The organism is Ruegeria sp. C10, assembly GCF_056537805.1.
Genome location: NZ_JBQFSC010000001.1, coordinates 96,030 through 115,136, shown reverse-complemented (window position 1 = coordinate 115,136; position 19,107 = coordinate 96,030). Strand labels below are relative to the sequence as shown.

Sequence of the window (19,107 nt, the reverse complement as noted above, 5' to 3'; positions counted from 1 at the left end):
TTCAATCGGGTTTCACCAAAGCCTAAGGCCGCGAACGGCAGGGGACCCGAACCTGCCGTGCATATGGCAACGACGCGCCAGAATGTCAATCAGGCGTCGGCCTGCGCCGCCTCATAGGCCAGCATGGCGCGCTTGACGGGCAGTCCCCAGTGGTAGCCACCCAGGCCGCCCGATTTGCGTAAGGCACGGTGGCAGGGGATCAGCCAACTGACCGGGTTGCGCCCAACTGCGGTGCCTACGGCGCGCACCGCTTGGGGTGAGCCGACCCGCTGCGCGATCTCGGAATAGGTGGTGACCTGCCCCGAAGGGATGTGCATCAGCGCTTCCCATACCTTGATCTGCAGTGGTGAGCCGATCAGGTAGAGCGGGGTCGGCTCCAACCGGTCGCTGGCCGCACCGAAGGCGCTGAGCACCCAAGGCCGCAGGCGCATCGGGTCCTCGACAAAATCAGCATTGGGCCAACGAGAGATCATGTCTTCCATCGCCGCCTCCTCGCCTGTCTCGGCCCCAAAGGCGATTCCACAGATTCCCTTGTCAGTTCCCATAACCAGCGCAGGGCCAAAGGGGCACTCGAACCAGCCCCAGTAGATCGTGAGACCTGCGCCTTTGCGGGCATATTCACCCGGGCTCATGGATTCCCATTTCAGGAACAGGTCATGAAGCCGCCCACTGCCGGACAGCCCCACATTATGAGCGGTTTCCAGCGTGGTGAAACGCTCGTGCAACAGGGCTTTGGCATGGCCGAGAGTCAGGTATTGCTGGTATCGCTTCGGTGAGACCCCGGTCCAGCGTGAGAACAGACGCTGAAAATGGGCAGGGCTCATATCCATCTGGCGAGCCAACTCATCAAGACTGAGACTCTCTCCGCCTTGATCGATCAAATCGATCGCGCGCCGCATGACGTTATAATGATATCCGCTTTCTGCTGTCTGGACGTTCATCGGTCACCTCATCAGTTACAGGAACAGTAACTTGCCCCTGTCGATCTTGCGACCCGGAACCTGCGCTTTATCTTGTCAACTGAGTTGACGAATCAAATCGATTTCTCCTACCATTCAGGTATGGGACACAGGTTGGATCAGCTTTATCAGGCAGTTCAGGCCACCCGGCCTTTGCTGCGGAACATCACGGCAGCAGTTGAGCAGGGCAGCCAGCGCAAAGGCGTGACCGTCGGGCAACGTGCCCTTTTGGAAGGTCTGTCGCTATCTCCCGGCGCGACAGCCCCGGTGCTATGCGCCGAGCTGCAGCTGAAACGACAATATGTCTCGCGCATCTTAAAAGAGTTGATGGGTGCACAGCTGATCGAAAGCCAGCCCAATCCCAAACGTGCAGGCACCTACTGCTACCGGCTGAGCCCTGCAGGCGAAGAGACGATCACGGCAATCAGAGCGGATGAGATGGCCAAGCTGACACGCTTTGCACAGGATTTTTCTGCGTCAGAGCTTGCCGCCTACCACAAGGTTCAACTGGCCCTGACCCGCTATTTCGCAGAACTCGCCAAGGAGGCCTGACATGACCGTCCTTTGGATAATAGCGGCAAGCATCATGATCGCCGTGTTGTACATCCTCTTGCAAATCCGAAAGATTGGCACTCCGACAACCGGAGCCAAAATAGACCTGGCATCGCGGCCTGAAACGGCGCTGCTGGTGATCGATATGCAAACAGATTTTACCTCGATACCCACCTGGGATGACGCACAAATTGAGGGTGCCTTGTCGACGATCCGGTCAACGACGGACAGCGCCCGCCAGTCTGACTGGTCCGTGATTGCCATCCGTCATGAATTCAAGGGACGGCTTGCGAACTTGCTGAACGGATGGTTCAATCAGGGGCGCGGCAACGCAGGTTCCGACGGAGTTGGGTTGGATCCGCGTCTTGCGCTGAATCCCGATGCCGAGTTTGTAAAATCCGTAGGTGACGCCTTTTCTTCGCCGGGCTTTGAACGGTTCCTGCAAGACAAACGGATCGGAACGCTGGTTCTGACAGGGTTGGACGGGTGTCATTGCGTGAATAAGACCGCGCAGGGCGCGCTCAATCGAGGATATCGGGTTCAGATCAATTCGGCAGCCGTTCTGGCGGCTGATCCGAACCGGTGGCAGGGGATCAGGGATCAACTTGCAACGGCGGGGGTGGATTTCCGACTGCAGACGTGAGGCATAGGGATAAATCGACCAAGACCCGCGCCTAGGCAAAACCAAAACGCACCTTTTCAATTGCGACCGCTTGTCTGGCAGGGCATTAAGGCTCGGATGGCCAAACAACTCGGATACCACAAGATCCGCGAGATCTTTACGCGTTTTCACGACGCCGACCCTGAACCCAAGGGCGAGTTGGAGCATGTAAACGTCTATACTCTGGTCGTTGCCGTCGCACTGTCAGCGCAGGCGACCGATGCCGGCGTCAACAAGGCTACGCGCGCGCTATTCAAGATCGCCGACACGCCACAGAAGATGCTGGATCTGGGCGAAGAAGGTCTGATCGAACACATCAAGACCATCGGCCTGTTCCGCCAGAAGGCCAAGAACGTAATCAAGCTGAGTCGCATTCTGGTCGAAGACTATGGCGGTGAGGTGCCCAACTCCCGCGCGGCGCTTCAATCGCTACCGGGTGTGGGGCGCAAGACAGCCAATGTTGTCCTAAACATGTGGTGGCGATATCCGGCGCAGGCCGTGGACACGCATATCTTTCGCGTCGGCAACCGCACCGGCATCTGCCCGGGCAAGAATGTGGACGCCGTCGAACACGCCATCGAAGACAACATACCGACCGACTTTCAGCTGCATGCGCATCACTGGCTGATCCTGCATGGCCGCTATCACTGCAAGGCACGCAAACCGCAGTGCCCGACCTGTATCATCCGCGATCTCTGCGAATTTGAGGACAAAACCGAATGAAAACCTACCAACTGACCGGCATCGGAAACGCCGTTGTGGACGTGATTTCCCAAGCCGATGACAGTTTTCTTGAGCTGATGGGCATCGAAAAGGGCATCATGCAGCTGATCGAACAGGAGCGCGGCGAGGTGCTGTATGCCTCTATGGAAGGCCGGGTGCAGACTCCGGGTGGCTCGGTTGCCAACACCATCGCCGGGGCGGGTGCACTGGGTCTGGATTCGGCGTTTATCGGGCGGGTGCATGATGATGCGCTGGGGCGGTTCTATGCGGATGCGATGAACGAGGATGGGGTGGATTTCGTGAACCCGCCGGTGCCGGGGGGCGAGCTGCCGACCTCGCGTTCAATGATCTTTGTCTCACCGGATGGCGAGCGGTCGATGAACACCTATCTGGGTATTTCGTCCGAGCTGTCTTCTCGGGATGTCTCGGAAGACGTTGCGGGCAACAGTCAAATCATGTTCCTCGAAGGCTATCTGTTCGACAAGGAAAAGGGCAAGGCGGCATTCCTGGAGGCCGCGCGCAACTGCCACAAGGGTGGCGGCAAGGCGGGCATCGCCATTTCTGACCCGTTCTGTGTAGAACGGCACCGGGTCGATTTCCTGCTGCTGATCGAGAATGAGCTGGATTTTGTAATCGGCAACGAGGCCGAGATCAAATCGCTTTTCGAAACCGACGATCTTGAGGAAGCACTGGCCAAAACCGCCGAGATTTGCCCTTTGGTCGTCTGCACCCGGTCTGGCGATGGGGTGACCGTTCTAAACGGCAACGCACGCATCGATGTACCGGTTGAAAAGGTCGTACCCGTGGACGCGACCGGCGCGGGCGATCAATTTGCCGCCGGGTTCCTTTATGGCATGGCAACAGGCCGCGATTACGAGACCTGCGCAAAAATTGGCAACGTCTGCGCACGCGAAGTCATCAGCCATATCGGCCCCCGGCCCGAGGCGAATATGCAGGAATTGCTGCGGGCTGAGGGATTGCTCTGATCCCGCGAAACGCAACGTAACGCTGGTGCGTCACATTTCGGGATGGCTACCCTTTTTTTGGATGTAAGGGGGGAGCCAATTCATGTTGGGCAGAGCACTCAGGATCACCGCAGGAACATTGGCGTTGGGGCTTGTGGCCGGCGTTGGGTACTTGCTGATCTCTCCGCCCGACCTGTTGCGAGTCGGGACCAACTATTCGGCCAAGATCGTCTGTTCTAACGTGTTCATCGCCGGGCGGGATGCGCAAGAGGTTCTGGCGGTTGATGTGCAGGCGCCCGGGCATCCGTTGCTGAAACACGTCTCGGTCTCGGTTGACCCCGAGGCGCAATCAGTATCTGCAAAGCTACTCGGGATCTTCGCCCCTGCGACCAGCCAATATCGCGAGGGGCTGGGATGTGCGAATACGCATGAGGCCCAACCGGTCAACGCCCAGCTAGACACTCTGCCCGCGCTGTCTGATGCACTTTGGCCGGAAGGCACCACAGTGGCCCCAGCGCAGAACTCCAAATTGGCAATGGTTCTGTCGGACCCGACCATTCTGGGAGAGGGCTTCCGCGCCGTTGTTGTGGTGCATGATGGCCGGATCATTGGTGAGGCTTATGCGGATGGATTTGACGAAAATACCCCTCTTCTGGGCTGGTCAATGACAAAAACCATAACCTCTGGATTGATTGGAACGCTGATAAAATCCGGTCAGATGAAGTTGACGGATACACTGGTCGATTCATTTCCCGATTGGGCAGAGGACAACCGGCAGCACATTACCGTCGAGGATATGTTGACCATGTCCAGCGGCCTGCGATGGAACGAAGGCTATGGTGACGTCTCGGACGTGACTCGGATGTTATATCTGAGCGACGACATGGCGGGGTTTGTCACTTCGCTTGAGGCCGAGGCTGAGCCAAATACTGAATTCAACTATTCGTCGGGCACATCCACCGTCTTGGCGCGGGTCTGGCAGGATCAGGTCAAAGATGACAGCTTGTCCTATCCGCAGCGCGCACTCCTGCTGCCACTGGGCATGACCTCGGCCATACTTGAAACTGATGTTTCTGACACCTTTGTCGGCTCAAGCTATATGTACGCCACAGCGCGGGATTGGGCACGATATGGGCAATTCCTGCTGCAGGGCGGCACATGGGACGGGCAGCAAATTCTGCCCGAAGGGTTCACTGACTGGATGTTCGAACCGGTTGCTGTCTCGGGCGGGGCATATGCCAAAGGTCACTTGTGGCGCGACGTGCCGGGTGGAGAACCCCCGTTCGAAGATGCGGTCTGGATGGCCGGACATGATGGGCAATCGGTCGGGATATTCCCTTCGCGTGATCTGGTGATCGTGCGATTGGGGCTTACACCGTCCGATACCGGTTATTCCCCGCTGCCGCTGGCCAAAGCGGTGATTACGGCGCTTGGTTCCTAACCCGAACTACCCGAGATGCGGCTGAAACGCAGAAAGCACCTGCTGGTAGACGTCCTTTTTGAACGGCACGATCTCATCGACCAGCCGCGTCGTGGTCTGCCATTTCCAATGGGTGAACTCGGGGTGCTCGGTGGCGATGTCGATCTGATCATCCCGGCCCAGAAACCGCATCAGGTACCATTTCTGCTCCTGCCCGCGATACCGGCCCTTCCAGATTTTCGGCACAATGTCATGCGGTAGGTCATAGGGCAGCCAGCCGTCGGTCTCGGCGATGATTTCCACAAGATCAGCGGTCACTCCAGTTTCTTCCCAAAGCTCGCGCAGGGCCGCATCGCAAGGGTCTTCGCCTTTGTCTACGCCGCCCTGAGGCATCTGCCAGGCGTCCTTGTGGCGATCATTGCGCTGACCGACAAAGATCAGACCCTCGGCATTCATCAACATCAGTCCCACGCAGGGGCGATAGGGCAGTTTGGCGATTTCATCAGGGGTCATGCGCGGCCTCGTGATTAAGCTTTGCTGCGTCTCTAGCAAGCGCCGCAGTAAAGGCAAAGGGAATGACGTTAGGTTTCGCGTGACAAAGGTGACGCGAAGGTCAATCTGACGGTCAAAGTCGGGAGGGAGAGTTTGCCATGACTGCGTACCCAAACATGCTGGCCCCGCTGGATCTGGGCTTTACCACGTTGAAGAACCGCGTGCTGATGGGCTCGATGCATACCGGGCTGGAAGAGACTGGCGATTGGAATCGGGTTGCTGAATTCTACGCGGATCGCGCGCGCGGTGGTGTTGCTTTGATGGTGACGGGTGGGATTGGCCCGAACCTTGAGGGCTCGGTGCTGCCCGGGGCCTCGATGATGACCAATGATGAAGAGGTGGCGAACCATTCCATTGTGACCAAACGTGTGCATGAGGCAGGCGGCAAGATCGCGATGCAGATCCTGCATGCGGGGCGCTATGCCTATGGTCCGAAATGCGTGGCCCCCAGCCCGGTGAAATCCCCAATTTCTCCGTTTCCGCCGCATGAGTTGGACGAAGAGGGTATCGAGAAGCAAATCAGCGACATCGTCAACGCGGCTGTTCTGGCTCAACAGGCGGGCTATGACGGGGTTGAGATCATGGGGTCCGAGGGGTATTTCCTGAACCAGTTCCTCGTGACCCACACCAACAAGCGCGAGGATCGCTGGGGTGGGTCATACGAGAACCGGATGCGTCTGCCTATCGAGGTGGTGCGCCGCACGCGGGAAGCCGTGGGGAGCGATTTCATCATCATCTATCGCCTTTCGATGATTGATCTTGTGCCCAATGGGTCGACCCATGATGAGGTTGTGGAACTTGCGCAGCGGATTGAGCAGGCCGGGGCAACGATCATCAACACCGGTATCGGCTGGCACGAGGCGCGGATTCCGACGATTGCTACCAGCGTTCCCCGTGCTGCGTTTGCGTGGGTTACCAAGAAGCTGATGGGTAAAGTCGGGATTCCGGTGATCACCTCGAACCGGATCAACACGCCTGAGGTTGCCGAAGAAGTTCTGTCGACCGGTTGCGCCGATATGGTGTCTCTGGCGCGGCCGATGCTGGCCGACGCGGATTTCGTGAACAAGGCGATTGCGGATGAGGCCGCGAAGATCGCGCCGTGTATCGCATGCAATCAGGCCTGTTTGGACCACACTTTCAGCGGTAAGCTGACCTCATGCCTGGTCAATCCGCGCGCCTGTCATGAGACCGAATTGGTGATCGGCAAGGCCGAGACACGTAAGACCGTGGCCATTGTCGGCGCTGGCCCTGCAGGTTTGTCCACCGCGATGACAGCTGCCCAGCGCGGCCATGATGTAACCCTGTTTGATCGCGCGGCCGAGATAGGCGGGCAGTTGAACATGGCCAAACAGGTGCCAGGGAAAGAAGAGTTCTGGGGACTGGTCGACTGGTACCGTACCATGATGGACGACCTAGGCGTGACGGTCGAACTGAACCGCGAGGTCAGCGCGGATGATCTGACCGGTTATGATGAGGTGGTCATCGCCACCGGTGTCACTCCACGTGATCCACAGATTCCCGGCCAGGATCGGGACAATGTGCTCAGCTACATCGACGTGCTGCGCGACAAGGCCGAGGTCGGCAGCACCGTCGCCGTGATCGGGGCCGGAGGCATCGGGTTCGATGTCTCCGAATTTCTGCTGGAAGACGGTCACAGCCCAACCACGGACCTTCCATTGTGGATGAAGGAGTGGGGCGTGACCGACCCCGCAGAACACCGCTCGGGCCTGGCCCCCGAGGGCCCGCAGCCCGAAGCACCAGCACGGCAGGTCACGCTGCTGCAGCGCAAGGCGCAGCGTCACGGCAAGGGGCTAGGAAAGACAACGGGCTGGATCCACCGCGCGACATTAAAGATGAAGGACGTCAGTTTCGTTGGTGGTGTGAATTATGAGCGCATCGACGAGGACGGCCTGCATGTCAGCTTTGGTGAAACCCGCGATGATCCAACCGTGATCGCAGCCGAGTCGATCGTCCTATGTGCCGGGCAGGTCTCGGACCGGTCGCTGGCGGATGAGCTGATCGAGCGTGGAATGACCCCGCATGTGATTGGTGGAGCAGATGTGGCAGCTGAGCTGGACGCCAAACGTGCGATCAATCAGGGCACACGTCTGGCGGCAGCGTTCTGACGTTGTAATGCCAGTGCACTGGAGAAAGCCGCCCCGGAAGAGGCGGCTTTTTTCGTTTTCCTTGACTCAGTTGTTATCAATATACATATGTACCACATGAGTCAGAAAATAGAACGCACCCAAACAGGAATTCGAATCGAGAAGCGGCTTCTGAAAGTTCTCAAAGGGCTGGCAGAATCGCTGGACATGACCCTTGGCGACCTGATTGAGGGCATCGCGCTGCACAGCTTTGAGAACAAGCCAGCCTTCTCTGAAGAGACACTGAAGAAGATCAAACAGCTCAAAAGTGTCTACGACTTCGATTGGACAGCTGAAGACAGCCACCGTTTCAAGGAGGATGAAGAATGAGCGCATCGCGATACGCCGACGTCACCATCGCATTTGAAGCACACGCAATCGACAACGCAACGTTCGGACACGCCGAACATGTGCAAGTCGCTTATGACCTGCTACACAAGTGTGATTTCATCGATGCCGCAGCGATCTACGCCAAGGGAATTCGCATGTTAGCAGCGAACGCAGGCGCTCCGGACAAGTTCAATCTGACAATCACCTACGCATTCATGAGCCTGATCGCAGAGCGGCTGGCCAACACGCAAGCTACTGACTTTAAGAGTTTCGCACAGGAAAACTCCGACCTGATGGCCAAGTCAGTACTCAACCAATGGTATTCTGCGGAACGTCTCAACACGCAGCTTGCCCGCGATGTATTCCTGCTGCCTGCCGCCGCATAATCGTGTTTTGCGGCGAAGGTGAATTGTTACTCCACTGTGATCGTAATCACCTCGGACACAATGGGCGTCGCATGAGGGACGTGGCCTGCATCCCCAAGCACCAGCTGCAAAGTATGCTCACCCGGAGCAAATTCCAAAGTCACCTCGGTCTGACCGCCACCGAAATGAATGTGATTGTCGTCTGCGGGCAGACCGTATGACAGTTCGTCCGCACCGTCTTCTCCCTGCCCAAGTGGTGGGCGATCAATCAGGAGGTGATGGTGCCCTGTATTTTCCTTCTCGGTTCCAGCGGGGGCAACGCCCATGCCGCTGAGGCCAAAGACTACGGTCACAGGTGATTGCACGGTGTCACCGTCAGACAGGTTGACGAAATAGACCTTCGCATCTGGATTCGATGGTGTTTCCCCTCCGGCCCACGCAAGGCTGGCGGTCAGACACAGGGTAATGACAGCAAATAGGGCTTTCATAGTCTCCTCCGTGGTCACAAAAATGCCATTCTCATCATAGCACGATTGGAAAAAAGTCCAGAAAACGGGGTTTTGTATCGAAAGGCATGGTCCGCGGCATATAGGCCCGGGCGTTTCCTAGTTGCAAACGATCCGATTCAAAACCCTGATATTATCCCATGTCTGCCCAGTTCTTGCCCAGATTGATCGCGATAAAGAGACAACGAACGGAAGACCTGGGGAACGAGAATGGATCGACTAACTGAAATGGAGGCCTTTTCCAACGTGGTGGACCAGGGTGGTTTCACCGACGCGGCCAAGAAAATGGGCATCTCCAAATCAGCCGTGTCTAAACACGTCTCGAGCCTCGAGGCGCGGTTGGGGGCAAGGCTTTTGAACCGGACAACGCGCCGGGTTTCGCCAACCGAGATCGGGTTGGCCTATTATGATCGCGCCCGTCGCGTGCTGAACGACGCAGGCGAAGCGGATGCGCTGGTGACTTCGATGCAATCTGCGCCTTCTGGTCTGCTGCGGATCTCTGTGGCAACAGATTTTGGCGTCAATCACCTGTCGCCGGTCCTGTCGGACTTCCTGTCGGCCTATCCGGACATCACCGTGAACATGGTTCTGAACAACCGCTATGTTGAGCTGATTTCCGAAGGCTTTGACGTGGCCGTGCGCATTGGCGAGCTGGAAGACAGCACGCTGCGCGCCCGTAAGCTGACCGAAACAGTGAAACGCATGGTCGCGTCGCCGAGATATATCGAGCAGTTCGGACGCCCGCAGAAGATCGACGATTTGAACGAGCACAAACTGCTGCATTACTCCAGCCAATCCTCGGGCAGCGTGTGGAAGCTGACGGCGCCTTCGGGCGAGAAGCGTCAGGTCCGCACTGCTGGCTGGCTGAGCGTAAATGATGGGCAGTCGCTGCTGAACGCCGCGATCTCGGGGCTTGGGATCGCGCATCTGCCCAGCTATCTATATGCCGAAGCACTGAAATCGGGCGAGGTGGTAGACGCCATGCCATCGCTACCGGATGAGGTTCAGGGCGTCTATGCGGTCTACCCGCCGGGCCGGTTTACCCAGCCCAAGGTGCGGGCATTCATTGATTTTCTTGTCGAATCCTTTGCTGAAAAGGGTCCGATGGACTGGTAGAATTCTCCCTGTGGCACCTAAACGGCCCGTGCTGAATAGCACGGGTTTTTTTTGTCTAGCGATGCATCAGTTAGTCTCTGGTGATACGGCCCGCTGATACAGGTGCCACGTGGTGTGGCCCAGGATCGGCAGCGTGAAAATCAGCCCCAGAAACGCCGGAACCAGCGACAAAAGCATGGTGACCGAGATGATCGCCGCCCAACTGAGCATTACCACCGGGCTTTCAGCGACCACGCGAATGGAAGTGAGCATGGCGGAAACAAAGTTGGTTTCCCGATCCAGAAGCATGGGCATGGCCACCACAGTCACCGAGAACAGGACCGCCGACAAAAAAGCGCCGATACAGGTGCCGACCGCTAGAAAGGTCCAGCCTTGCGGTGTGAAGAAGATGGTGTTCATGAACCCTTCGAAATCCGAGAAGGACGCCTTTTGCAGGATGATCGCCAGCCAAAGGCGGATTTGGTAGGTCCATACCCAGAAAATGAACAGGGTGACAAAGGCCATCCAACCCATCTCGCGCTTGCGTTGATGGGCCATGACGCTGAGGATTTCGGACCAACCGAAGCTTTCCCCTTTCTGCATCCTACGGGACATTTCATAAAGCCCGGCGGCCGCAAATGGGGCAACCAGCGGAAAGCCTACGGCGGCAGGAATGATCATCCAGATCTTGCCAAGCCCGACCAGGCACCAAACGAACAGGATGCCGAAAACCGCGTAGAACAGGCCGAAAAAGCCGCTCATGACCGGGTGTGCGAGGAAGTCGGAAAACCCGGCCTTCAGCGATGCGGTAATATCCTCGGCCGTCAGCCTGTTAACCTCGGGCATGGATTGCTGTGGGACCGTGTTATCCGGCGGAGTGGTATCTTCGGTTTTGGATGCCATGACGCATTCCTCCCAAAGCATGGTGACTGGTGGGACTGCCTGCCAACAGGCCTGATGGCAAGACAGACGCACCGATTAGCTGCAAGTGTGCATCAGGCCGCGCCATCAGGGCAAGGGGGACACAGGGTGTCCGCGGTGCTCGCGCCTGTTAGTTGACCAGCAACACCGCCTCGACCCGGCGATTGAGATCGCGGCCCTCGGGCGTAGCGTTAGAGGTGATGGGCGCAAGATAGCCTACGCCCTGCGCCTCGATCCGGTCGGCGGCAACACCGTGCGCTTCGATCAGGCGCGCACGCACGGCTTCCGCCCGTTTGGTGCTGACCGCAATATTGGCCTGCAATGCGCCCGTATCATCCGTGTGCCCTACCAGCGCCAAACGGGTCGAAGGATTGTCGGCCAGATAGCCCGCAAGCAGCGCAAGCGAGGCAAACGACCCTTCGCCCAGCGCGACTTCGCCGGTGCGAAAGTGCAGGTCATCAAGGATGACATGTCCGGTACTGCTGAGATCGTTTAGCAACCCGGCAGGGCCCTCAACGGTTTCCTCGATCACAAGTGGCTGCGCAGGCAGCGTACCTTGCGGGGTCACCCGGATCATCTGCACATAGCCATCCGGCGGGTTGCGGCTGACCAGCAGGCTCAGCACTTCGTCACCGCGGGAGGCGGATAGAAAACGGTAATCGTGGATCGCCACATACATGTCAGGCGTCGGCACCACTTCGGTGCCAAAGCGGAAATCGAAACCGCCACAATTGCGTGCCTCGCATTCAAACGCGATCTCGAAACCTTGCGCCTGAAGCTGATCCCGAAGCGGTGCAAGAATTTGCAGCGTCGTGCTGGACCCGGCCTGCAGACGCCATGTTAGCCGCTCGACACGCCCTTCGACAGTGCGGGATGGAACCGCGCCGTCGGCAAACACGCCGGTTGGCAGGTCGTAGCTGTCCAATGCACTGGTGCGATCCGAAATCTGCCGGGCGCTGGCGGGCAACGTCAGTTCCTGCGCCTGCACAGGCACGGCCAAAAGGAGGCTAAGGAACAGGAAACGGATCATCGGAACTGCGCGTGATACTCTGGGTTCGGGACCATGGCAGTGGCACTGGCCACGCGGTTGGTCATATTGAAGAAACCGGTGACATTGGCAATGTCCCAGATATCGCGATCCGAAAACCCGACATCGCGTAAAAGCTGGCGATCGGGCTCTTCGATTGTGGTGCTGGCGGTGGTCATCTTGGCTGCGAAATCCAGCATTGCACGTTGGCGCGCGTCCAATTTGGCGACGCGGTAGTTCATGACCAGCATCTCACCCAGCTGCGGATCGTCCGAAAGCTGCCGCACCGCTGCGCCATGAGCCACGAGGCAGTAGAAACATTTGTTGATCGAGGACACCACGACCGCAATCATCTCGCGTTCCAGCTTGGTCAGCCCGCTATCGGCCAGCATCAGATCATTATACATCGAAGTGAAGGCATTAAGCTTGTCGATATCGAAGGCATAGGCGCGCAGGACATTCGGCACCATTCCCAGTTTCTCAACACAGATATCAAAGTATTTCTGCGTCTCTGACGGTAGTGGGTCCACCATTGGCAGATCCAGGGCAGTGGGCATGTCCTGTTTGGTCAATTCGTCCTCCTCAGGCGCGCTGGCGATAGTGGTATTCTCCGACGATCTTCATCCCAAGCGAGTGGTAGAGGCCATTGGCCCCCGCGTTCGCCTTGGTACAGATCACGCTAAGCGTCTGCGCGCCATTGTCCAGCGCCCAAAAGGCCGCGGCGCGCATGGCCCACTGGCCCAACCCCTTGCGGCGGTGATCCGGCAGGATTTCCAGCGCGTGAACCATCGCGATACCTTCATGGATCGCCACGAAGCCGGTTCCTGCGGGCTGATCGCTGTGGCGCAACAAAAGGCCGGTCTTTGGGCCCGGTGCCCGGTACATGATCGCAATCCGTTCGGGGCCGATACCGCCCTGCGCCCAGATCTCACGCATGATGGCCAGCGGTTCCCAGATGTTGAAAACAGTCACGCGCGGGATCGGGATATCGGTCAACTGCTGCGCCGGGCAGGAATAGATATTAACCGGATCAAGGATGTCGTAGCCGCGTTGCGCAAGCATTGCATCCAGCGCCTCATCTCCGGGCCGTAGGCAGAAGATGCGTTTTTGACCCATCGCCTCCATGGCGCTTTCGGCCGCATCGATATCGGCGCTGGTGACGTCCCCGGTGCGATTGGCGGCAGAGACGCGTGAACCTCCGCCCTGTCCTTGCCGCAGTCGAAATGGGCCTTGCGTTTGATAGTCGGCGGCAGGCCATGTGCCATCGACAACGGCGGCCCAATCGGGATTCAAAGCTCGATCTCTTTCGCAAGGCGGGTCATGGCGGCATCGATCCGTCCGCCCTCGGTGCCGCGCACGACGACGTTGGCTCCGAAGACGCCATTCGTCTGAAACGGATAACAGCCGATCGAGAGATCGCCGAAGTCTTTGGCCAGTGCGGCCAAAGTTGCTGCAATATCGCCTTCACCCCGATCCACACGCAGCGTCTGCGACAAAAGCGGGCTACCTCCGATGAGCGAAGGCAGAACACTTGCAACCATGGCCTGAAAAACCAAAGGCACCCCGGCCATGACATGGACGTTGTTGATGGTAAAGCCGGGCGCGGTCGAGACCGGGTTGTCGATCAATTCGGCCCCTTCCGGAATACGCGCCATGCGCAGGCGAGCGTCGTTCAGCTCCAGCCCGGATTTCTCGTAATGCGCCTCAAGCAATGCACGCGCGTCGTCGCGAACATCGATATGCACGCCAAAAGCACGGGCGATGCAGTCAGCGGTGATGTCGTCATGGGTCGGACCAATACCACCACTGGTAAACACATGGTCATGGGCCTCTGATAGCGCCCTTACGGCTGCCTCAATCGCGGGTGCATCATCGCTGACAATGCGCACCTCTTTCAGGTCAATGCCGTGTTTGGTCAGCTCTCCAGCCAGATAATGCATATTGGCATCGCGGGTGCGGCCCGAGAGGATCTCATCCCCGATCACCAACATTGCAGCGGTTGGATTGGCCATGACGCGCCCTCCCTCTTGATCGACCGTTAGGGCAGGTATAGGCCCTTGGCCATGCGATTTGAAACCCCCCTTGTCCCTGCTCGACTGATCCGCCGCTACAAACGCTTTCTGGCAGACTGCAGGCTGGAAGACGGGCGCGAGGTGACAGCCCATTGCGCCAATCCGGGCTCAATGATGGGGCTCGCAGAACCGGGTGAGAAAATCTGGCTGGAACCCAACGACGATCCGAAGAAAAAGCTGAAATACGGCTGGCGGCTGGTCGATCATGAGAACGGGCATTTCACAGGGGTCGACACATCAGTCCCCAACAAGGCGCTTCGGTTGGCGCTCGAGGCGCGTGAAATCCCCGAGCTGGCCGCCTATGAAACCGTGCGCCCCGAGGTCAAATACGGTGAAAACAGCCGTATCGATTTCCTACTGACCGGGCCGGGCCTACCCGATGCTTATGTCGAGGTCAAAAGCGTCACCCTCTCACGCCAAGCGGGCCTCGCCGAGTTTCCCGACAGCGTCACCGCACGCGGCACCAAACATTTGGGCGAAATGGCAAAGATGGCCGTACAGGGCCATCGGGCGATCATGCTTTATCTGGTGCAAAGGACCGATTGCGATCGGTTTGCACTGGCCGATGATATTGACCCAGCCTATGCGGCGGCGTTTGAGGCAGCGATAGGGGTTGAACGCTTTGTCGTTGGAACTCGGATCACGCCCGAAGGCGTCTGGGTTGAGCCCGCTCGGCAATGGGGCGCGGGCTAGAAACTTCTTTGATAGACCCTATTTACTAGTTGAAAACCGAGCCCTCTGGTACTTTCTGCACAAGCAGCGTAAAAGAAGTGCTGCGTGAAATATTTGGAGTCCCGCACCGATGAAAGAACATCGTGGCCGTCTGACCAAAGACGGTATCCGCATCTATGAACAGAGTGACTTTGCCGGCATGCATGCGGCAGGGGCGCTGGCTGCGCGGATATTGGATGACATTGCTGAACATGTTTTTGTCGGCCAGACCACCGGTGCGATTGACGGGCTGATCACTCAGATGGTCGAGGATGCAGGCGCGGAATCGGCAACCATTGGTTACAAGGGTTATCAGCACGCCAGCTGCATCAGCGTGAACCACGTGGTCTGTCACGGCATTCCGGGTGACAAAAAGCTGAAGGATGGCGACATTCTGAATATCGACGTGACCGTCATCGTTGATGGCTGGTTCGGTGATACGTCGCGCATGTATGTGGCGGGTAAATTGCCGCGCAAGGCCGAACGGCTGATTCAGGTGACCCACGACGCGCTGTTCAAGGGTATCGAGATGGTCAAGCCGGGCAATACCTTCGGCGATATCGGCCACGCCATTCAGGCCTATGTCGAGGCGCATCGGATGAGCGTTGTACGCGATTTCTGCGGCCACGGTCTGGGCAGGGTGTTCCACGCGCCACCAAATGTCCTGCACTATGGTCGTCCGGGTACCGGAGCTGTGTTGGAAGAGGGCATGTTCTTTACCATCGAGCCGATGGTCAATCTGGGGCGTCCTGAAACCAAGACACTGTCCGATGACTGGACTGCCGTGACCCGCGACAAATCGCTGTCGGCGCAGTTCGAGCATTCGGTCGGTGTGACCGCAGATGGGGTTGAGATTTTCACCTTGTCACCGGGCGGCAAATATCACCCGACCTATTCGTCCTGATCGGTCGCCTGATCGCGTAATAGCTTCAGCAGCAAGGTTTCATCCCGCCACGGGATGACCGCGTCGTGAATGAACACCGGCGCGCGCATCGGTTTGGGCGGAGGCCCAGTTGTGGTGTCGGCGTCTTTCGAAAAAGCCCAGAGCGGAGGTGTGATAGCGCGGTCCATGGACCAAGCATAACACGTTTATGGCTCAAAGTCCCAAAAGCTTGGGCGCATGTAACATGTCGGAGAACACTTCGGCCCCTAGTTCTTCCAATCGCGCACCATCATCATGGGCCGCATAGCCCAGGCAGCGCATATTGGCGCGCATTGCTGCGGTGACACCGTTTTCGCTGTCTTCGATCACAACCGGCACCGTTGCGCCGAAATGCTGTGCAGCGGTCAGGAACAGGGTCGGGTCGGGCTTGCCCGTTCCAAGCACCTGAGCCGAAAACATCACATCTTGAAAACGCTCCCAAAGACCATTCTGGCCCAAAGTAATCTTCATTTTCTCAGGCCGCCCATTTGAGGCGACACAGTAGGGAATGTCACTTGCATCCAGTTGCGCCAGCAATTCACGGATACCCGCGACCAGAGGCGTGCCTGCTTTCAGCGTCTCGTAGATTTCCCCACAGATTTGATCAGTCCAGTCATCCGGCAGATCAGCCCCCAGCTCGCGCGCCTTGTCGCGCACACCGGTCATGGTGCCGCCGACAAACAGGGACATGCATTCGGCTAAGGACAAGTGCAGGCCATGGCCAGCGAGATTGTCGACCATGACCTGATTGGACAAAACCTCGCTATCGACCAGAACGCCGTCGCAATCAAAGATAACCAGATCGTGTATCTCAGCCCCCTGTGCGCCACATTAGCGAGATATGCGTGTCGCCATATTTCCGCGTGTCGTGCAGCGTAAAGCCCTCGGGCGCAGTCATTGGGGTGCTTTCTTCCCAGACGATCAGAGCGTCATCAGACAGCCAACCACCTTGGGTAGCCGCGGCCAGTGCCCTTTGACCCAGAGCTTTTCCGTAAGGCGGATCCAGAAAAACCAGATCACAAACAGTGCCCGGGTTTTCGCCCAAACGGGTCGCGTCCCGCCGGATCAAAGTGGCCTGGCTAGCGCTTCCGGTCAGGCCGATATTCTTGCGGATCAGACCCTGCGCGACCCTCCCATCATCGACAAACGTGACGTGGGACGCGCCGCGAGACAGCGCTTCAAGTCCCAATGCACCGGTGCCCGCAAACAGGTCGAGAACCTGCAAGCCGTCGAAGTCGATCTGATGATTCAAAACGTTGAACAGGCTTTCCCTTACCCGGTCAGTGGTCGGGCGAAGATGCGCACCGGCATCGCCTTTGCCAACCGAAGTCAGAGCCCGGCCCCGGAAGTCTCCGGCGATGATCCTCACGCTTTGAGCAGCGGTTTCAGGTCCGCTTCTGGGTCGGCAACAACAGCCGGATCAGCGGTCTTGCCCGCATCAATCAGGCGTTTGCCGACCATATAAGCGCGCGGGTCATTCATCGCGTCGACCGCGATCAGCTGATCGCCCTTGTAGTACCAGAAGGACACCGTCGCGCCCTCACCCTTGCGAGTCACCACACGATCATAGCCGGTATTCAGCCCGGCGATCTGCAGCTTGACGTCATACTGATCGGACCAGAACCATGGCGTTGCAGTGTAATCCTTAGCCGCGCCCAACATGTTCTGGGCCACGATCTCGGCCTGATCAATGGCGTTCGGCACGCTTTCCAGGCGGATACGGCCTTCGCCATGCGGGAACGACGCGCAATCGCCCGCCGCCCAGATCGACGGATCTGAAGTGCGGCCATGGGCGTCGGTCTTGATGCCGTTATCCAGCTCTAACCCGGCTATTTCAGCCAATTGAATCGACGGCGCGATGCCGACGCCAACCACGACGAAATCCACCTCAAGCTCGGTGCCGTCGGTCAGAATAGCACCCTTCACTTTGCCGTTTTCACCAACCAGACGATCCAACCCGACGCCCTCACGAATGTCGGCCCCGTATTCGGTGTGCAGCGTACGAAAGTAGTCGCTTGTCTCTTTGGCCGCGACACGCTGAAGGATGCGGTCGGCCATCTCGACCAAGGTCACCTTGACCCCGCGCTTGGCACAAACGGCGGCGGCTTCAAGCCCGATATAGCCGCCACCAACGATCAGCGCGCGGGCGCCATCCGATACCCGAGGTTCCATCTCGTCGATATGGGCGAGATCTCGCACCACATGGACACCCTCAAGATCGCCCCCGATCGCTGCGGGCAGGCGGCGTGGGTCGGACCCAGTGGTCAGCGCCAGTTCATCATAGGTGATCACCTCATCGCCGAGGGTCACCGTCTTGGCCTTTGGATCAATCGCCGTCACACGTTGACCCAACCGTAGGGTGATGTTGTTTTCGGCATAGAAGCTCTCGGGCCGCAGGAACAGGCGTTCCAGCTCCATCTCGCCCAACAGGTAAGCCTTGGACAAGGGCGGGCGTTGGTAGGGCAAATGCGGCTCGGCTCCGATCAGGGTGATGTCACCTTCGAACCCGTCCTTGCGCAGCCGTGCTACCAAAGAAGCACCGGCCTGCCCTGCCCCGATCACGACAATATGGCTCATGTTTCGCTCACCCTGCAGAATTCACGTGGTTACTTTGTTTCGACCACCTATATTGCGGCAAAGCCCGACTCTGCAAATCCAAATGACAGGAGCGTAAAAATGATTGCAACAGGTGACATGCTGCCCGAGGCCACGCTGATCCAGATGGGTGCCGAAGGCCCCGAGGAGGTTCGGATTTCAGACAAGACCAAAGGGCGCAAGGTTGTGATCTTCGCTGTACCCGGTGCGTTCACCGGAACCTGCACAACCGCTCATGTACCAAGCTTCATGCGGACCAAGGACCAGTTCGATGCCAAGGGTGTAGAGGAAATCATCTGTATCTCGGTCAACGACCCTTTCGTGATGGGCGCCTGGGGAGAAAGCACCGGTGCAACAGCGGCCGGGCTGACCATGCTGGCCGATGCAGCGTCCGAGTTTACCAAGGCCATCGGCATGGATTTCGACGCCCCGCCCGTAGGCCTGATTGCACGCTCCAAACGCTATGCAATGCTGGTTGAAGACGGCAAGATTGTGGCGATGAATCTGGAAGAAAACCCCGGTGTCTGTGAGGTCTCGGCTGGTGAAGGCCTGCTTGATAGTATCTGATCCCTGTCGGCCCCGGTTTG

General features: G+C 58.1%; 24 protein-coding genes. 12 read left to right on the top strand and 12 right to left on the bottom strand.

Features of this window, described 5'->3' with window-relative positions; translation table 11 throughout:
- Window positions 1–89: 89 nt before the first annotated feature.
- Window positions 90–941, bottom strand: a complete 852-nt coding sequence (locus ACR0DE_RS00585; protein WP_170636551.1) for a bifunctional helix-turn-helix domain-containing protein/methylated-DNA--[protein]-cysteine S-methyltransferase — start codon at window positions 939–941, stop codon at window positions 90–92.
- A 132-nt stretch (window positions 942–1,073) separates the two neighbouring features.
- On the opposite strand from ACR0DE_RS00585, the gene ACR0DE_RS00580 reads away from it, so the two are divergent.
- The 5 genes from ACR0DE_RS00580 (at window position 1,074) to ACR0DE_RS00560 (ending at window position 5,301) form a co-directional block, all read left to right on the top strand.
- A complete protein-coding gene (locus ACR0DE_RS00580) occupies window positions 1,074–1,511 on the top strand; it encodes a MarR family winged helix-turn-helix transcriptional regulator (protein WP_480751076.1) in 438 nt (145 codons plus the stop codon).
- Window position 1,512: 1 nt separating this feature from the next.
- Window positions 1,513–2,154 (top strand): cysteine hydrolase family protein, encoded by a 642-nt coding sequence (locus tag ACR0DE_RS00575; RefSeq protein ID WP_480751074.1) that lies wholly within the window; start codon window positions 1,513–1,515, stop codon window positions 2,152–2,154.
- Between the two features lie 96 nt (window positions 2,155–2,250).
- Window positions 2,251–2,895 (top strand): endonuclease III, encoded by a 645-nt coding sequence (gene nth, locus ACR0DE_RS00570; RefSeq protein WP_480751072.1) that lies wholly within the window; start codon window positions 2,251–2,253, stop codon window positions 2,893–2,895.
- Complete coding sequence (locus ACR0DE_RS00565) at window positions 2,892–3,881, top strand: adenosine kinase (RefSeq protein ID WP_480751070.1); 990 nt, start codon at window positions 2,892–2,894, stop codon at window positions 3,879–3,881. Before nth ends, ACR0DE_RS00565 begins: the two co-directional genes overlap by 4 nt.
- 82 nt (window positions 3,882–3,963) lie before the next feature.
- Window positions 3,964–5,301 (top strand): serine hydrolase domain-containing protein, encoded by a 1,338-nt coding sequence (locus ACR0DE_RS00560; RefSeq protein WP_480561954.1) that lies wholly within the window; start codon window positions 3,964–3,966, stop codon window positions 5,299–5,301.
- Window positions 5,302–5,307: 6 nt separating this feature from the next.
- On the opposite strand, the gene ACR0DE_RS00555 is transcribed toward ACR0DE_RS00560, so the two are convergent.
- Window positions 5,308–5,793, bottom strand: a complete 486-nt coding sequence (locus tag ACR0DE_RS00555; RefSeq protein ID WP_170394750.1) for an RNA pyrophosphohydrolase — start codon at window positions 5,791–5,793, stop codon at window positions 5,308–5,310.
- A gap of 137 nt (window positions 5,794–5,930) precedes the next feature.
- Between ACR0DE_RS00555 and ACR0DE_RS00550 the strand changes: the two genes are divergently transcribed.
- From ACR0DE_RS00550 to ACR0DE_RS00540, 3 genes are all read left to right on the top strand, one after another.
- Window positions 5,931–7,958: an FAD-dependent oxidoreductase gene (locus tag ACR0DE_RS00550; RefSeq protein ID WP_480751067.1), complete on the top strand. Its 2,028-nt coding sequence runs from the start codon at window positions 5,931–5,933 to the stop codon at window positions 7,956–7,958.
- 96 nt (window positions 7,959–8,054) lie between these two features.
- Window positions 8,055–8,306: a hypothetical protein gene (locus tag ACR0DE_RS00545; RefSeq protein ID WP_170394756.1), complete on the top strand. Its 252-nt coding sequence runs from the start codon at window positions 8,055–8,057 to the stop codon at window positions 8,304–8,306.
- Entirely contained in the window at window positions 8,303–8,692 is a 390-nt protein-coding gene (locus tag ACR0DE_RS00540) for a hypothetical protein (protein WP_480751065.1), read from the top strand. Before ACR0DE_RS00545 ends, ACR0DE_RS00540 begins: the two co-directional genes overlap by 4 nt.
- Before the next feature lie 26 nt (window positions 8,693–8,718).
- Here the strand turns inward: ACR0DE_RS00540 and ACR0DE_RS00535 are convergent, their stop codons facing one another.
- Window positions 8,719–9,159 carry a DUF4399 domain-containing protein gene (locus ACR0DE_RS00535; RefSeq protein WP_170466618.1) on the bottom strand — a complete coding sequence of 147 codons (441 nt, stop codon included), beginning with the start codon at window positions 9,157–9,159 and terminating at the stop codon, window positions 8,719–8,721.
- Between the two features lie 228 nt (window positions 9,160–9,387).
- Here ACR0DE_RS00535 and ACR0DE_RS00530 point away from each other — a divergent pair, with 228 nt between their 5' ends.
- Window positions 9,388–10,293, top strand: coding sequence for a LysR family transcriptional regulator (locus tag ACR0DE_RS00530; RefSeq protein WP_170394766.1), 906 nt, complete (start codon window positions 9,388–9,390; stop codon window positions 10,291–10,293).
- Window positions 10,294–10,359: 66 nt separating this feature from the next.
- Here the strand turns inward: ACR0DE_RS00530 and ACR0DE_RS00525 are convergent, their stop codons facing one another.
- The 5 genes from ACR0DE_RS00525 to ACR0DE_RS00505 all read right to left on the bottom strand — a co-directional run bounded on the left by ACR0DE_RS00525 (window position 10,360) and on the right by ACR0DE_RS00505 (window position 14,232).
- Window positions 10,360–11,175 carry a DUF2189 domain-containing protein gene (locus ACR0DE_RS00525; protein WP_170514036.1) on the bottom strand — a complete coding sequence of 272 codons (816 nt, stop codon included), beginning with the start codon at window positions 11,173–11,175 and terminating at the stop codon, window positions 10,360–10,362.
- Window positions 11,176–11,323: 148 nt separating this feature from the next.
- Window positions 11,324–12,223: an OmpA family protein gene (locus ACR0DE_RS00520; RefSeq protein ID WP_480751061.1), complete on the bottom strand. Its 900-nt coding sequence runs from the start codon at window positions 12,221–12,223 to the stop codon at window positions 11,324–11,326.
- A complete protein-coding gene (locus ACR0DE_RS00515) occupies window positions 12,220–12,792 on the bottom strand; it encodes a peroxidase-related enzyme (protein WP_480561944.1) in 573 nt (190 codons plus the stop codon). The genes ACR0DE_RS00520 and ACR0DE_RS00515 overlap by 4 nt, the downstream gene beginning before the upstream one ends.
- 10 nt (window positions 12,793–12,802) lie before the next feature.
- Window positions 12,803–13,513, bottom strand: coding sequence for a GNAT family N-acetyltransferase (locus ACR0DE_RS00510; protein ID WP_480751058.1), 711 nt, complete (start codon window positions 13,511–13,513; stop codon window positions 12,803–12,805).
- Window positions 13,510–14,232 carry a molybdopterin-binding protein gene (locus tag ACR0DE_RS00505; protein WP_170394779.1) on the bottom strand — a complete coding sequence of 241 codons (723 nt, stop codon included), beginning with the start codon at window positions 14,230–14,232 and terminating at the stop codon, window positions 13,510–13,512. The genes ACR0DE_RS00510 and ACR0DE_RS00505 overlap by 4 nt, the downstream gene beginning before the upstream one ends.
- A 51-nt stretch (window positions 14,233–14,283) precedes the next feature.
- Here ACR0DE_RS00505 and sfsA point away from each other — a divergent pair, with 51 nt between their 5' ends.
- Both sfsA and map read left to right on the top strand, forming a co-directional pair.
- Complete coding sequence (sfsA, locus tag ACR0DE_RS00500) at window positions 14,284–14,985, top strand: DNA/RNA nuclease SfsA (RefSeq protein WP_480751053.1); 702 nt, start codon at window positions 14,284–14,286, stop codon at window positions 14,983–14,985.
- A 109-nt stretch (window positions 14,986–15,094) separates the two neighbouring features.
- Window positions 15,095–15,907: a type I methionyl aminopeptidase gene (map, locus tag ACR0DE_RS00495; RefSeq protein ID WP_170394785.1), complete on the top strand. Its 813-nt coding sequence runs from the start codon at window positions 15,095–15,097 to the stop codon at window positions 15,905–15,907.
- Here the strand turns inward: map and ACR0DE_RS00490 are convergent.
- The 4 genes from ACR0DE_RS00490 to ACR0DE_RS00475 are packed head-to-tail and all read right to left on the bottom strand — an operon-like array spanning window position 15,895 to window position 18,502.
- Window positions 15,895–16,074 (bottom strand): hypothetical protein, encoded by a 180-nt coding sequence (locus ACR0DE_RS00490; protein WP_170394788.1) that lies wholly within the window; start codon window positions 16,072–16,074, stop codon window positions 15,895–15,897. The two genes, map and ACR0DE_RS00490, sit on opposite strands and share 13 nt — an antisense overlap.
- Before the next feature lie 25 nt (window positions 16,075–16,099).
- Window positions 16,100–16,735, bottom strand: coding sequence for an HAD family hydrolase (locus ACR0DE_RS00485; RefSeq protein WP_480752554.1), 636 nt, complete (start codon window positions 16,733–16,735; stop codon window positions 16,100–16,102).
- Between the two features lies 1 nt (window position 16,736).
- On the bottom strand, window positions 16,737–17,294 hold the full coding sequence (rsmD, locus tag ACR0DE_RS00480; RefSeq protein ID WP_480751049.1) for a 16S rRNA (guanine(966)-N(2))-methyltransferase RsmD: 558 nt from the start codon (window positions 17,292–17,294) through the stop codon (window positions 16,737–16,739).
- Complete coding sequence (locus ACR0DE_RS00475) at window positions 17,291–18,502, bottom strand: NAD(P)/FAD-dependent oxidoreductase (RefSeq protein WP_480568837.1); 1,212 nt, start codon at window positions 18,500–18,502, stop codon at window positions 17,291–17,293. The genes rsmD and ACR0DE_RS00475 overlap by 4 nt, the downstream gene beginning before the upstream one ends.
- A 99-nt stretch (window positions 18,503–18,601) precedes the next feature.
- Between ACR0DE_RS00475 and ACR0DE_RS00470 the strand changes: the two genes are divergently transcribed.
- A complete protein-coding gene (locus ACR0DE_RS00470) occupies window positions 18,602–19,087 on the top strand; it encodes a peroxiredoxin family protein (protein ID WP_170394799.1) in 486 nt (161 codons plus the stop codon).
- Window positions 19,088–19,107: the final 20 nt, after the last annotated feature.